This is a genomic window from Comamonas antarctica (assembly GCF_013363755.1).
Classification (GTDB): Bacteria; Pseudomonadota; Gammaproteobacteria; order Burkholderiales; family Burkholderiaceae_C; genus Comamonas; species Comamonas antarctica.
Genome location: NZ_CP054840.1, coordinates 1,658,221 through 1,671,036, shown reverse-complemented (window position 1 = coordinate 1,671,036; position 12,816 = coordinate 1,658,221). Strand labels below are relative to the sequence as shown.

The 12,816-nt window shown below is 68.4% G+C and carries 12 protein-coding genes and 1 pseudogene; 7 read left to right on the top strand and 6 right to left on the bottom strand.

Annotation, left to right across the window (positions count from 1 at the left end; translation table 11 throughout):
• Positions 1-53 precede the first annotated feature (53 nt).
• Positions 54-509 carry a VOC family protein gene (locus HUK68_RS08035; protein ID WP_175503717.1) on the top strand — a complete coding sequence of 152 codons (456 nt, stop codon included), beginning with the start codon at positions 54-56 and terminating at the stop codon, positions 507-509.
• A 26-nt stretch (positions 510-535) separates the two neighbouring features.
• Here HUK68_RS08035 and HUK68_RS08030 read toward each other — a convergent pair whose 3' ends face one another.
• Positions 536-1,345, bottom strand: a complete 810-nt coding sequence (locus tag HUK68_RS08030; RefSeq protein WP_175503716.1) for a hypothetical protein — start codon at positions 1,343-1,345, stop codon at positions 536-538.
• Positions 1,346-1,512: 167 nt separating this feature from the next.
• Between HUK68_RS08030 and HUK68_RS08025 the strand changes: the two genes are divergently transcribed.
• Positions 1,513-2,010, top strand: a complete 498-nt coding sequence (locus HUK68_RS08025; protein WP_175503715.1) for a flavodoxin family protein — start codon at positions 1,513-1,515, stop codon at positions 2,008-2,010.
• Positions 2,011-2,034: 24 nt separating this feature from the next.
• Here the strand turns inward: HUK68_RS08025 and prpF are convergent, their stop codons facing one another.
• Both prpF and HUK68_RS08015 read right to left on the bottom strand, forming a co-directional pair.
• Positions 2,035-3,219: a 2-methylaconitate cis-trans isomerase PrpF gene (gene prpF, locus HUK68_RS08020; RefSeq protein ID WP_175503714.1), complete on the bottom strand. Its 1,185-nt coding sequence runs from the start codon at positions 3,217-3,219 to the stop codon at positions 2,035-2,037.
• Positions 3,220-3,303: 84 nt separating this feature from the next.
• A complete protein-coding gene (locus HUK68_RS08015) occupies positions 3,304-4,227 on the bottom strand; it encodes a LysR family transcriptional regulator (protein WP_175503713.1) in 924 nt (307 codons plus the stop codon).
• Positions 4,228-4,338: 111 nt separating this feature from the next.
• Here HUK68_RS08015 and HUK68_RS08010 point away from each other — a divergent pair, with 111 nt between their 5' ends.
• Genes HUK68_RS08010 through HUK68_RS08000 form a run of 3 tightly spaced genes read left to right on the top strand, consistent with a single transcriptional unit; the run spans position 4,339 to position 7,036 of the window.
• Positions 4,339-5,331, top strand: a complete 993-nt coding sequence (locus tag HUK68_RS08010; RefSeq protein WP_175503712.1) for a hydroxyacid dehydrogenase — start codon at positions 4,339-4,341, stop codon at positions 5,329-5,331.
• The gene (locus HUK68_RS08005; protein ID WP_175503711.1) at positions 5,328-6,020 is read left to right on the top strand and encodes an RraA family protein; all 693 of its coding nucleotides are present in this window, start codon (positions 5,328-5,330) and stop codon (positions 6,018-6,020) included. Before HUK68_RS08010 ends, HUK68_RS08005 begins: the two co-directional genes overlap by 4 nt.
• Before the next feature lie 41 nt (positions 6,021-6,061).
• A complete protein-coding gene (locus HUK68_RS08000) occupies positions 6,062-7,036 on the top strand; it encodes a Bug family tripartite tricarboxylate transporter substrate binding protein (RefSeq protein ID WP_175503710.1) in 975 nt (324 codons plus the stop codon).
• A gap of 57 nt (positions 7,037-7,093) precedes the next feature.
• On the opposite strand, the gene HUK68_RS07995 is transcribed toward HUK68_RS08000, so the two are convergent.
• Complete coding sequence (locus tag HUK68_RS07995; RefSeq protein ID WP_175503709.1) at positions 7,094-8,338, bottom strand: alpha-hydroxy acid oxidase; 1,245 nt, start codon at positions 8,336-8,338, stop codon at positions 7,094-7,096.
• A 94-nt stretch (positions 8,339-8,432) separates the two neighbouring features.
• Here HUK68_RS07995 and HUK68_RS07990 point away from each other — a divergent pair, with 94 nt between their 5' ends.
• Positions 8,433-9,302: a LysR family transcriptional regulator gene (locus tag HUK68_RS07990; protein WP_175503708.1), complete on the top strand. Its 870-nt coding sequence runs from the start codon at positions 8,433-8,435 to the stop codon at positions 9,300-9,302.
• 37 nt (positions 9,303-9,339) lie between these two features.
• Here the strand turns inward: HUK68_RS07990 and HUK68_RS07985 are convergent, their stop codons facing one another.
• Together HUK68_RS07985 and HUK68_RS07980 are read right to left on the bottom strand one after the other, a co-directional pair.
• A complete protein-coding gene (locus tag HUK68_RS07985; RefSeq protein WP_175503707.1) occupies positions 9,340-11,517 on the bottom strand; it encodes a TonB-dependent receptor in 2,178 nt (725 codons plus the stop codon).
• 81 nt (positions 11,518-11,598) lie between these two features.
• Positions 11,599-11,958: a DUF2946 family protein gene (locus tag HUK68_RS07980; RefSeq protein ID WP_175503706.1), complete on the bottom strand. Its 360-nt coding sequence runs from the start codon at positions 11,956-11,958 to the stop codon at positions 11,599-11,601.
• A gap of 148 nt (positions 11,959-12,106) precedes the next feature.
• Here HUK68_RS07980 and HUK68_RS07975 point away from each other — a divergent pair.
• Positions 12,107-12,814: pseudogene (locus tag HUK68_RS07975) on the top strand (class I SAM-dependent methyltransferase).
• Positions 12,815-12,816 lie beyond the last annotated feature (2 nt).

Here is a 12,816-nt window from a genome sequence, read left to right as displayed (position 1 = left end):
CTGCCCGCGCCTGCACTTCATGCCAACGCCTTCAACCCACCCAGGAGCACTGCATGGCCACCACCCTCACCCCCTACCTGAGCTTCGCGGGCACGACCCGGAAAGCATTTGCGTTCTATGAGCAAGCGCTGGGCGCGAAGATCCAGGCCATGCTGCGCCATGCCGATATGCCCGCGCCCCCCGAAGGCAGCGCGGCCGACGGCTGTGGCGGTCAGCCCCAGCCCTCGGGCGACGGCATCATGCATGCCTGCCTGGAGCTGCCCGGCGGCGCGATGCTGTTTGCGGGCGACGTGCCGCCCGGCGTGCCGTTCAAGGGCATCGAAGGCGCGATGCTGGCATTGCAGTACGACACCACGGCGCAGGCCGAAGCGGCATTTGCGGCGCTCGCCGAAGGCGGACAGGTCACGATGGCGCTCGCGCCCGCGTTCTGGGCCAAGACCTTCGGCATGCTCACGGACCGCTTCGGCGTGAGCTGGGCGGTCAACGGCGAGCCGATCCCGCTGGCATAGGCTGCCGCCCGCCATTCGCGCCCGCGTTACTGGATGTGGCTGCCGCCATTGGTGGCCGCAGCTTCCTTCGCGCCGACGAAGACCGCGCCGTTACTGCGCGATGCGTCCAGCGCCGCGGCAAACAGTCGCTTGCCGTCGGCATCGAGATAGGCCACGCCATTGATCGTGGCCGAGCCCTGCTCGCAGATGCCGCCCAGGAACGACAGGCTCAGGTCGTAGACCGCCACCGTGCCGCGTGGCGACACGTTGCCGGTGAAACGGCAGCCGGTGGCGCCCACGCCGCTCACGCTTCCTGTCGGGGACACGGTGAAGCTGGCAGGCTCGTTCTCTCCCGCCGTGGCCGACTGGCCGCTGTAGCTGCCGGCAATGGCAGCCAGCGTTGCCGGCTGGGTATAGCGCGCGTCATAGGTGCCGGTGAAGGCCGTCGGCTGGCCGCGGCCGTAGTCCAGCTTGCCGGCAATCGACTGCCCTGCCGCGTAGGTGCCGGCGATCGACACATTGTTGATGCCCAGGCCCTCGAAGTTGAAATCCCGGCCATCGGAGGAAGTAAAGGTGCCGCTGCTGGAGTTGCTCGTGCCCTGGATCACGCCGCCCACCGCCGCGCTGTTGTTCGGCTCGGAATACAGCACCCAGTAGTTGCCGTTGTCGAGCATCAGCCCGGTCATGCTCTGGCCGATGTCGGTCGTGCCGGTGTAGAGCCCTTCGGCCGTGGCCACCGGGGTGGATCCGCTCGCGCTCTCGTCGGTTCCATCACCATCGCCACCGCCGCCGCAGGCTGCGAGTGCGGACAGGGCCACCATGCCGAGTGCGGTACGGATCTTGTTTTCCCAAATCATTCTTGCTCCATGGTCGTGACAGAAGCCGGCCATGCTAAGCCGGATCCATCGACCCATCCGGTCAGCCGCCGTCCACGTTACAGCGGCTTGCACTTTGCGAACGGTTTGCATTTTCGGCATTTCCTCATTGCGCGAAAGCGCACACTTTCGCGCGCTATGCTTGGCCCATGCCGCGCAAAACCCTGTTGATCGTCTACCACTCGCTCACCGACGGCACGCGCCAGATGGCGCAGGCCGCGAAGGACGGCGCCGCCGCCGAGGGCAGCGTCGACGTGCGCTTGCTGCATGCGCGCGAGGCCGGAGCAGGCGACGTGCTGGCGGCCGATGGCTATCTTTTCGCCACGCCCGAAAACCTGGCCGCCATCAGCGGGCAACTCAAGGATTTCTTCGACCGCAGCTACTACGGCGCGTTGGAGCGCATCAACGGCCGGCCCTATGCAAGCCTGGTCTGCGCCGGCAGCGACGGCCAGAACGCCGCGCGCCAGATCGCGCGCATTGCCACCGGCTGGCGCCTCAAGCCCGTGGCCGAGCCGCTGATCGTCTGCACGCATGCACAGACGCCCGAAGCGATTCTCGCGACGAAGCAGATTGCCGCCACCGACCTGGCGCAATGCCGAGCGCTGGGAGAAGCCATGGCGGCGGGTTTGGCCATGGGCGTGTTCTAGGCTGCGCGGGCAATCACTGGGATCTCAGAAGCAATCGCCCGGCACCCGCACCCAGCCTTCCATCAGGATGCGCGCGCTGCGGCTCATCAAGGCCTTGGTCACCTGCCACTGGCCATCGACCTCGCGCGCCTCGGCGCCCACGCGCAGCGTGCCCGAGGGATGGCCAAAGCGCACCGCGGCGCGCTCGCCGCCACCCGCGGCCAGATTCACCAGCGTGCCCGGGATAGCCGCCGCCGTACCTATGGCCACGGCAGCCGTGCCCATCATCGCGTGGTGCAGCTGGCCCATCGACAGCGCGCGCACCAGCAGATCGACATCGCCGGGCTCGATGCGCTTGCCGCTTGACGCGGTATAGCCCGCGGCCGGCGCGACAAACGCGATCTTGGGCGTGTGCTGGCGCAGCGCCGCCTCGGCCAGCGACTGGATCAGGCCCATGCGCAGCGCGCCCTGGGCGCGTATCGCCTCGAAGCGCGCCAATGCCCCGGGGTCGGCATTGATGTCCTGCTGCAGTTCGCAGCCGGTGTAGCCCAGGTCGCGCGCATCGAGAAAGATGGTGGGAATGCCGGCATTGATCAGCGTCGCGGCCACGCGGCCCACGCCGGGCACCTCGAGTTCATCGACCACATTGCCCGTGGGGAACATCGCGCCGCCCTGCCCGCCTTCGTCGGCCGGGTCGAGAAACTCGAGCGCCACTTCGGCCGCTGGAAACGCCACGCCATCGAGCTCGAAATCGCCGGTTTCCTGCACCTGGCCGTTGGTGATCGGCACATGGGCAACGATGGTCTTGCCGATATTCGCCTGCCAGATGCGCACCGTGAACGTGCCGTCGCGCGGCAGGCGCGCTGCGTCAATCAGTCCCATCTGAATGGCGCACGGCCCGACGGCAGCCGAGAGATTGCCGCAATTGCCGCTCCAGTCGACAAATGGCTGGTCGATGGACACCTGGCCAAACAGATAGTCGACATCATGGCCCGGCCGCGTGCTGGCCGAAAGAATCACTGCCTTGCTGGTGCTGGAAGAAGCATTGCCCATGCCGTCGATCTGCTTGCCATAGGGATCGGGGCTGCCAAGCGTGCGCAGCAGGATGGCATCGCGCGCGGCGCCGGGCTGCTGCGCGCTGAGCGGCAGGTCGTGCAGGCGAAAGAACACGCCCTTGCTGGTGCCGCCGCGCATGTAGATGGCGGGAATGCGGATCTGGGGAACGCTCATCGGGTCTCCTGGGTCTGGACAAGAAAGTCCTGTGGTGCATTGCATTGTCTCTCGCGGCGCGCGGCACCAGGCCGGAGCACCTGATCAGCGGCCGCGCTGCGAACGCGGCGCCGTGCCTGAGCCGGCCTCCCCGCGCAGCAGGCCCACGATGCGCCGCGCGGCAGGAGACAATTCACCATTCGCACGCACCGTGACGCCCAGCTTGCGCCGCAGCGTCGTGGCTTTGAGGGGCACCTCCTTGAGCTGGTCGCCGCGGTGCAGCTCCAAGGTATGGCGCGAGACGAAACTCAGCAGATGGGTGCTGGCGATCATGCGCGGCAGCAGCGCAATCGAGCTGGCCTCGATCTGCACGCTGGGCGTGGCCAGGCCCTTGTTGGAAAACGCCATGTCCAGCCAGGCGCGGCTGGGAATGTTGGGCGCGGGCAAGGCCCATTCATAGTCCAGCAGCGTCTGCATGGTGATGCGCGGCTCGTCGAACACCGGGTGCGTGCGGCTGGCGGCAACGACCACCACGTCCTCCATGATGGGATAGGAAATCGTCGTTGGATCGCCCTCTATCGTCAGCCCGATCAGCAGGTCGATGCGGCCTTCGCGCAGCTGCTCGCGCAACTCCCAGCTGGGCCCGACCACGATGGCGAGCGTGTTCCTGTGGCCGTCCGCGAGCGCCAGGCTGCACAGCTGCGGCAGCAGGTGGTCGGCGGCCACGGGCCCGCTGCCCACGCGCACATGGCCCGCATGGCCCTGCGCGAATTCATTGACCTGGCGCACCAGTTCGTCGGCGGTGTTGCGCAGCAGGCGCGCGCGCGCCAGCAGCATCTCGCCCACGGGCGTGAGCTTGACGCCGCGGCCGTCGCGCTCGAACAGCGGGCTGCCGAACGCATCTTCGAGCCGCTGGATGCATTTGGTGAGCGCGGGCTGGCTGCGCGCGAGCTGCTCCGCGGCCTGGCCGAAATGCCCCAGTTCGGCCGCGGTTTCAAAGTAGCGCAGATCGCGCAGATGCAAGTCCATGGCAGGCCTCGTTCAATTACCAAAAGAAATGAATGAATGAACATTATCGAATGGACCGAATGAATGCCGCTGCGCAGAATGCGTCTTCATCGGGAACCAACACGAGACAACATGCCATTCACGATTCTTGTCACCGCCACCAGCCTGGCACCTGCGGGCCTGCGCATCCTGGAACACGCGGGCTGCCGCGTGCTCTTCCTGCGCGATGGCAACAGCGCCGCCGAAGTCGAAGGCATCCTGGCGCGCGAGCCTGTCGACGCGGTCATCTCGCGCACCGTCGAACTCTCGGGCGCCGCGATCCGTTCCTGCCCCACGCTCAAGGTGATCTCCAAGCATGGCGTGGGCGTGCCCAACATCGATGTGGCCGCGGCCACTGCGGCGGGCATTCCGGTCTATGTGACGCCGGGCGCCAATGCGCAGTCGGTGGCCGAACTGACGCTGGGCCTGATGCTGGCCGCGGCGCGCAAGCTCGCCTGGATGGACGGCGAGCTGCGCGCGGGCCGCTGGACCCGTGCGCAGGACGGCCTGCAGCTGTCGGGCCGGCGCCTGGGCCTGGTCGGCTTCGGCCAGATCGGCCAGCGCGTGGCCAGCGTGGCGCGGGCGCTGGGCATGCAGGTGCATGCCTTCGATCCCGCCCTGCGCGGCCCCTGCCCCGTCGAGGGCGTGGTGCTGCACGCATCGCTGGAAGCGCTGCTGCCGCAATCCGATGTGCTGAGCCTGCACATCCCGCTGAACGCGCACACGCGCGGCCTGCTCGATGCGCAGCGCCTGGCGTTGCTGCCGCGCGGCGCGATTGTGGTCAACACCGCACGCGGCGAAGTCATCGACGAGCCAGCGCTGATCGACGCGCTGCGCTCGGGTGCGCTGTTTGCCGCAGGCCTGGACACCATGGCCGTCGAGCCGCTGCCCGCAGGCAGCGCGCTGGCCGCACTGCCCAACGTCGTGCTGACTCCGCATGTCGGCGGCTCGACGCCCGCGGCGCTTGAAGGCATGGCCACGGGCGCGGCGCACAACGTGCTGGGCTTCCTCGCCGGCCGCCACCCTGATCCCCTTTCCTGCGTGAACCCGCAGGTGCTTTCCCAGAACGAACGGAGCATCGCATGAGCGACCACAAATCCTGGCCCGCGGGCTATCGCATCAACCCGCGCGCCGCGGGGCCAGACGCCGAAACCGTCGCCGCCTTCCGCGAGATGCCGGTCGCGGCGATTGGCGATTCGATGAGCCGCAATGTCGGCACCGTGGGCCTGCGCCAATACCACCAGCGCCTCGACACCGTGCTGTGCGGCCCGGCCGTCACGGTGCGCGTGCGGCCCGGCGACAACCTGATGATCCACAAGGCGCTGATGATGGTCGAGCCCGGCGACGTGCTGGTCATCGACGGCGGCGGCGATGTCTCGCAGGCGCTGGTCGGCGGCCTGATGCGCACCACCTGCGTGGCCAAGAAGCTTGGCGGCCTGGTCATCGACGGCGCCGTGCGCGACCTGTGCGAATGGGCCGAAGACGGCATGCCGATCTTTGCCAAGGGCCACACGCACCGCGGCCCAAGCAAGGACGGCCCGGGCGAAGTGAACATTCCCGTGTCGTGCGCCGGCCTGGTGGTGATGCCCGGCGATCTGGTCGTGGGCGACGCCGACGGCGTGATCGCCATTCCCGCCGAGCACGCCGCCGATGTGCTGGCCAAGACCCGCGCGCATCTGGCGAAGGAAGCAAAGATCCGCGAAACCAACCGCACCGGCACAGCCGACCCCGAACGCTTCGACGCCGTGCTGCGCGAAAAAGGTTTACCCATCTGAAACCCGCCCCGCAGGAACAACAAAACACAAGGAGACATTCCATGCAACGACGCCACTTCCTCCAGACCGGCGCCCTGGCGCTGGCGGCTTCCGCCGCCGGCGTGCGCGCCCAACCCAACTGGCCGTCCAAGCCGATCCGCTTGATCGTGCCTTTCCCGCCGGGCGGCGGCACCGATGCCACCTCGCGCCTGATGGCCGAGAAATTCACCGTGCTCAACCAGTGGACCGTCGTGGTCGAGAACCGCCCGGGCGCGGCCGGCAACATCGGCCTCGACGCGGTCGCCAAGGCGCCTGCCGACGGCTACACCATCGGCATGGGCCAGGCCTCGAACCTGTCGATCAACCCGGCGCTCTACGCCAGGATGCCCTTCGACCCGCTCAAGGACTTCACGCCCATCGTCGAGATCGCGGTGCAGCCCGTGGTGCTGGTGGTGCGCGCCGATTCGCCGTTCAAGACGCTGGCCGATTTCATCAAGGCCGCCAAGGCCAAGCCTGGCGAGTTCAGCATCGCGCATGCGGGCAACGGCACCGTGGGCCATCTGGCCGGCGAGATGCTGGCGCGCCGCGCGGGCATCGAAGTACTGCAGGTGCCCTACAAGGGCGCGGGGCCGGCCATGAACGAGCTGCTCGGCGGCCAGGTCCAGCTGTATTTTGGCAACAGCATCTCGGTGATGTCGCAGATGACTGGCGGACGCGTGCGCGCGCTGGCCGTGAGCTCGGCCCAGCGCCTGCCGGTGATCGGCCAGGTGCCGACAGTGGCCGAACAGGGTTTCCCGGGCTTCGATGCCAGCACCTGGCTGGGGCTGGTCGGCCCCGCCGGCCTGCCCGCCGAGGTGGTGGCGCGCGTCAACAAGGAAGTCGTCACGATGCTGGGCCGCAAGGATGTGCAGGAGAAGCTGGCCTTCGAAGGCAGCATTCCCACGACCGGCACGCCCCAACAGTTCGCCGCGTTCATCAAGGCCGAACACACGAAATGGGGCAATCTGATCCGCGAGGCCAACATCAGGCTCGAGTGACGCGTCCCGCATCGCACCCGGCACGCCGGCATCCCGAGGATGCCGGCGTGCGTTGCTTCAGGCGCCAGAAACTTTCGCCACCAGCATGTCGCGGTGCAGGCTGGCCGGGCTGGTGGCGCCCAGCAGCGCCATGTTGCGCAGCATTTCCGCGCCCAGGATACCGATCGCATGCCGCACGCCGGCCTCGCCCGCCACCGCGCCCGCGTAGTTGAAGGGCCGGCCGACAAACACGAACTTCGCGCCCAGCGCGAGCGCCTGCAGCACATCGTTGCCGCGGCGAAAGCCGCTGTCGATCATCACCGGGTAGTCGGGTCCGAGCGCTTCGACGACACCCGGCAGCACCTGCATGGGCGAGACCGCGCCATCGAGCTGGCGGCCGCCATGGTTGGAGAGAATGATGCCGTCGGCGCCGTGCTCGCGCGCCCTGAGCGCGTCGTCGCGGTGCAATATGCCCTTGAGCACCAGCTGGCCCTTCCAGCGTGCGCGGATCAGGTCGAAATGCCCCCAGTCCAGATGGTCGCGCGCGCCAAAGTCGCGCGTGACCGTGGACGACAGGATGGGCGCGCCGCGTTGTGCCTGCGAATTCTCGAAGTGCGGCATGCCATGCCGGAGCAAGGTGCGCAGCGCCGTGCCGCAGAGCCAGCGCGGGTGCGTCAGCCCATCCCACGCCAGGCGCAGGCTGGGGCGCAGCGGCGTGGAGAAACCGGCGCGGATGTTGTTCTCGCGGTTGCCCGATACCGGCGTGTCGGCCGTCACCACCAGCGTGCCGAAGCCGGCGCGCTCGACGCGGTCGAGCAGCTGCAGGATGCGCTCGGGCTCTCCCGGCACATAGGCCTGGAACCAGGCTTTGGGATTGGCGCGCGCCACCTCCTCCATGGGAATCAGCGAGGTGCCGCTCAGGATCATCGGAATGCCGGCCGCGGCCGCGGCCTGCGCCTGCACCAGGTCGCCGCGGTAGGCCGACAGCGCGCTGATGCCCATGGGCGCGATACCGAAGGGCGCGGCCCAGTCCTGGCCCAGCAGTTTGGTGGCCAGCGTGCGTGCCGAGGTACTGGTGAGAATGCGCGTCTGCCACGCGTAGTCGGCAAACACGCTGCGATTGCCCTGCAGCGAGCGGTTGGTCTCGCAGCCGCCGGATACATACGCAAAGATCGGCCTGGGCAGAAAGGCCCGTGCCGCATGCTCGAAATCATCGAGCGACAACATGCGTCGCAGCCGGCGCGGCGGCCGGGGGGCGCTCGCGCCGGCGGGCGCGGAGGAACTGGGCGCGGAGTAATCCTCGAGGCGGAAAGTGGGTTGCATGGAACAGCCGAAAAGCATGGAACAAGCCACCATGCTAGGAGACAATACTGCGTCGTAGCTTGATCATTCGTCGTTCGATCCACGAGAAAAACTCATGAAAATGCAACTGCTTGCCACCCTGTCGGCGGTCGTGCAGCAAGGCAGCTTTGCGCAGGCCGCCGAGCAGGTGAATCTCACGCCCAGCGCCGTGAGCCTGCAGATGAAGCAGCTCGAACAGTACTTCGGCCAGCCGCTGTTCGACCGCTCGGCGCGCAATGCGCGGCCCACGGCGTTTGCCATCGAACTGGCGGCCGTGGTCGAGCGCAGCCTGGCCGAGCTGGAGTCCATGCGCCACGCCAGCGATACCGCGCCGGCCGGCAATGTGCGCCTGGGCATCACCGAGTCGGCCATGACCACCCTGCTGCCGCAAGCCTTTGCGCAACTGCAGCGCAATGCGCCCGGCATTGCACTGCAGATCGACCGCGGCACGACGCCCGACCTGCTGCAAAGCCTCAAGGCCGGCCGCGTCGACGCGGCCCTGGTGGTGCGGCCGCTGTCGGGCGGCTCGAGCCGCCTGCTGTGGACACCGCTGCTGCGCGAGCAGTTCGTGCTGGTGGTGCCCGCGGGCATGGCGCCCGGCACCGCCAAGCAGATCCTGAGCAACTCGCCCTGGATACGCCTGCACCGCTCGGTGGTCGCGGGCCAGATGGCCGCGCGCTACGTCAACCAGCTGCTGCCGCAGCGCCAGCCGCTGCTCGACGTGCCGGGTATCGACGCCATCGTCGCCATGGTGGCCGCGGGCCTGGGCGTGTCGGTGCTGCCCAGGATCCGCTACCAGCTGCGCGATGCCTACGGCGTGCGCGAAATCCCCCTCGGACGCGGCGCGCCGGTGCGCCAGATCTGCATGGTGCGGCGCGGCGCCGATGCCGGCATGCGCAATCTCGACGCCGTGGAGCAGGCGTTCGTCGCGTCGGCGGGCATGTAGGCGCGCCGCCGCTCCCGCGCACGGCCGCAGCGCGCGCTCAGAAGCGGTGGTTCAGTGTGACTTCGACGCGCCGGCCCTCGCCCGCGAGCCATTGCGTGGTCGTGTAATAGGCCGTCGAGAAATAGTGCTTGTCGAAGACATTGAAGCCGCGCAGCGCAAGCGTGGTGTCGGCATCGGCCTGCCATTGCAGCGCGAGATCGGCCGTGGTGTAGGCCGGCAGCTTGAGCGTGTTCGCATTGTCGGCATAGCGCTTGCCGACATAGCGCAATCCAGCCGACAGCGTCCAGGCCGGCTGGAACTTCCACCCGGCCCACAGATTGGCCACGCGCTCGGGCACGTCGGTGGGCACATTGCCGTTGCGCGAGACGCTGCGCCCGCCCGCCGCTTCACTGAAATCGTCGTAGCGCGCCCTGAGCAGCGCCACATTGGCATCAATGTGCAGTGCCTTGCCGGCCTGCAGCGACAGCGTGCTTTCGATGCCCTTGGACGAGCGCTCGCCGACCTGGATGCGCAGCGCGGGGTTGTTCGGGTCGCGCGTGAGCAGATTGTTCTTGGTGATGGCGTACGCGGCCAGCGTCCAGTCGCCGCGGCCCTGCCAGAACGCCTGCTTGAGGCCGATCTCGAACTGCCGCCCCGTCGATACATCGAACTCAGCGTTCGCGGCCGACAGCATCAGCAGCCCGCTGACCGGGTCGGCGGCTTCGGCGGCCTGCGCATAGAGCGCGAGATCCGGATTGACCAGGAACACCGTGCCCAGCCGCCAGCCGGTGTTGGCATAGCTGCGCGAGAAGGCCTGGCTGCCCGCCAGCAGGTCCTGGCGCGACAGCTGCGTGTGGTCGAAACGCACGCCGCCCACCACCGACCAGCGCGCGCTCAATTCAAGCCGGTTCTCGGCAAACAGCGCGTACTGCTCGGCTTCATTGCGGTAGCGGGGAATGAAGGGCGCGGCACTGCTGAAGTAGCCCGGGTCGGGCTGGTAGCGGTCCACCGGGCCCGAACTGCCGGCATAGGTATTGTTGCTGTGCTGGAATTGCGCGCGGTTGATGTCGAAGCCCAGCGATACGCGGTTCGGCCGGCCCCACAGAGTGCCGTCGATGCTGACATCGGTGGTGTTGCCGGTCTGCGTCTGGTCATGGCCGATCTCGGTGTTGTCGGAGCGGTCGATCAACCCGCTGGCGGCGTTGAACGCGTAGGCCTCGGCGTTGCGCCACTGGCGCGCGCTGCGGATGTGGTAGAGCTTGCTGCGCACGATGACGCCGCTGCCCGGCGCCCATTGCGCGGCCAGTTCGGTCCAGCGGTCGCGGTACTCGATGCGGCTGTCCGCGACGTTGTAATTGCGCTCGCGAAGCGCCGGGTCCTGCGCGCCGTTGATCAGCGGCGTGCCGAAGTAGCGCATCGGTTTTTGCCGGCCCTCGGCATGCGACAGCTGCAGGCTCAGATCCCGATTCGGGTCCCAGCGCAGCGCGGCCGACAGCGTGCCGGCGCTGGATTCGCCGCGCTCGACCCATCCGTCCGACGCAACACCGCTGGCATCGACACGGTACGACCACTGTTCATCGATCGCGCCGCCGCTGCCAAACGCCAGCGCGCGCTTGCCCTGCGTGCCCAGCGTTGCCTGGACCTCATTGCGCACCGCGCCGCGCGTGGGCTTCTTGGGAATCACATTGACCACGCCGCCAATGGCGCCATCACCGTAGACCACCGCGGCCGGTCCGCGCAGCACCTCGATGCGCTCTATCGACCAGGTATCGAAGGGGAAGCTCACGCCCACACCGCCATACTGGCGCGCGCCGTCATACAGGCGCATCACCGAGGCGGTGTCGGTGAAGCCGCGCACCGACAGCGAACTGCCGCTGTTGCCGGGATGGCCCAGGCTGGTGATGCCCGTCGAACGCGTGATCGCGTCGACGACGGCGGTGTCGCCACGCGCCTCGAGCTGCGCGCGCGTGATCGCCTCGACACTGGCCGGGGTGTCGCGCACGCTCAGATCGAGGCGGCTGCCGATGTCCACGGCTTGACGCAGCGAGCTCTCGCCTGACGAGTGCACGGTCACGGCGTCCAGGCTCGCATCGGCCAGGGCCCGGCCCGGCAAAGGCGCGGCAAGTGCAAGGGCCACCAGCCAGGGCAAGGGGCGCGCGGCCGCAAGGCCGGGCACGGCGGGCAAGGAAAAACGGGCAGCACCTCGCGGCGCCGCAGCGGAAAGAAGACGGTTCATGGCAATCTGCGTGCAAGTGGAATCGGCCGGGCAGGACGACCCGGCAGCGATGGCGCGGCCGGCGGGCCGGCAGCGCAGGACTTACACGCGCGCGGGCGGACCGCGCGGGGGCAGCGGCGCCCCGACCAGCGCGGCAATGCGCGCCGCCGCCACCGGCTGCAGCGCATGTCCCAGCGGCTGGGGCTGCGTGAGATGCGGGGTCGAGTAGACCGGCGGCGTGGTGATGGACAGGCACAGCGGGCAGTCCAGCGAATGGTGCGCGCCCGCGACCAGCTCGCCCTCGTCATCGAGCACGACCATCTGCATGCTGCCGCCCGCTCCGCAGATCATCTCCAGATGCTGCGGTTGCACGATGGGCGACGCCACGGCAATGCCCAGCGTCAGCGCAAACCACGCCATTACCAGGCGGGTCAGGGACAGGGAGTTGCGCAGGGCTTGCATGGTTGGGCATTATGGCGCCGCGCCGCCCTGGATGCCGCCAAGCCAACGCTTATTGTTGGATGAAGCGTCGCATGCACTCGGCAACGGCGATGGGACCGATCGCACACGACGGCTTTTTGTGCGCGCAGTCGCTGCCTAACATCGGCCGATGACCAACGAAGAATCCATCCGCAAGTTCGACCCTTCGCGTGCCCGGGAGTACGCCACGCAAAGCCGCATCGCGCTGGCCGGCTACGACGCCTGCCATGAACTCGCGGCCTGCCTGCTGTCCGCGCAGCTGGGCGCGGGTCCGCGGCGCGTTCTGGTCGGCGGCGCGGGCGGCACGGGCCAGGAGATCATCGCCATCGCAGGCCTGCAGCCCGACTGGCAGTTCGTCGCCGCCGATCCCGCGCAGGCCATGCTCGAAGCGGCATTGCAGCGCATCGCGCACGCCGGGCTGGCCGAACGCGTGCAGCCTTTCGCGGGCACGCTGCAGGCACTGCCGCCAAGCCCTCTCTCCGACGCCGCCACGCTGATTGGCGTGCTCCATCACATCCCCTCGCCGCAAGCCAAGCTGGAGATCCTGCAGGCCGTTGCCCAGCGGCTGCTGCCTGGCGCCCCCTTCATCCTCGCCTGCAACCGCTGCGCCTACGCGTCCCAGCCGCTGTTTCTGGCGGCCTGAGCCGAGCGCTGGCGCATGGCGGGCGCGGGCGACGCCGAGGTGCAAGCCAAGCTGGGCAAGATACGCGCGGGCGCGGTGCCGCCGGCGTCCGAGACCGAGGTCGAAACCCTGCTGCGCGACGCCGGCTTCGCGGCGCCCGCACGCTTTTTCTCCAGCCTGTTCTGGAGCGCGTGGATTGCATTCAGGCAGGCTTGAAC

Coding starts and splice junctions, on each gene's coding strand:
- prpF (WP_175503714.1), bottom strand. CDS start 3,219: ATGAGCGTTCCCCAGATCCGCATTCCCGCCATCTACATGCGCGGCGGC.
- HUK68_RS07985 (WP_175503707.1), bottom strand. CDS start 11,517: ATGAACCGTCTTCTTTCCGCTGCGGCGCCGCGAGGTGCTGCCCGTTTT.
- HUK68_RS08015 (WP_175503713.1), bottom strand. CDS start 4,227: ATGGACTTGCATCTGCGCGATCTGCGCTACTTTGAAACCGCGGCCGAA.
- HUK68_RS08000 (WP_175503710.1), top strand. CDS start 6,062: ATGCAACGACGCCACTTCCTCCAGACCGGCGCCCTGGCGCTGGCGGCT.
- HUK68_RS08005 (WP_175503711.1), top strand. CDS start 5,328: ATGAGCGACCACAAATCCTGGCCCGCGGGCTATCGCATCAACCCGCGC.
- HUK68_RS07990 (WP_175503708.1), top strand. CDS start 8,433: ATGAAAATGCAACTGCTTGCCACCCTGTCGGCGGTCGTGCAGCAAGGC.
- HUK68_RS07980 (WP_175503706.1), bottom strand. CDS start 11,958: ATGCAAGCCCTGCGCAACTCCCTGTCCCTGACCCGCCTGGTAATGGCG.
- HUK68_RS07995 (WP_175503709.1), bottom strand. CDS start 8,338: ATGCAACCCACTTTCCGCCTCGAGGATTACTCCGCGCCCAGTTCCTCC.
- HUK68_RS08025 (WP_175503715.1), top strand. CDS start 1,513: ATGCCGCGCAAAACCCTGTTGATCGTCTACCACTCGCTCACCGACGGC.
- HUK68_RS08030 (WP_175503716.1), bottom strand. CDS start 1,345: ATGATTTGGGAAAACAAGATCCGTACCGCACTCGGCATGGTGGCCCTG.
- HUK68_RS08010 (WP_175503712.1), top strand. CDS start 4,339: ATGCCATTCACGATTCTTGTCACCGCCACCAGCCTGGCACCTGCGGGC.
- HUK68_RS08035 (WP_175503717.1), top strand. CDS start 54: ATGGCCACCACCCTCACCCCCTACCTGAGCTTCGCGGGCACGACCCGG.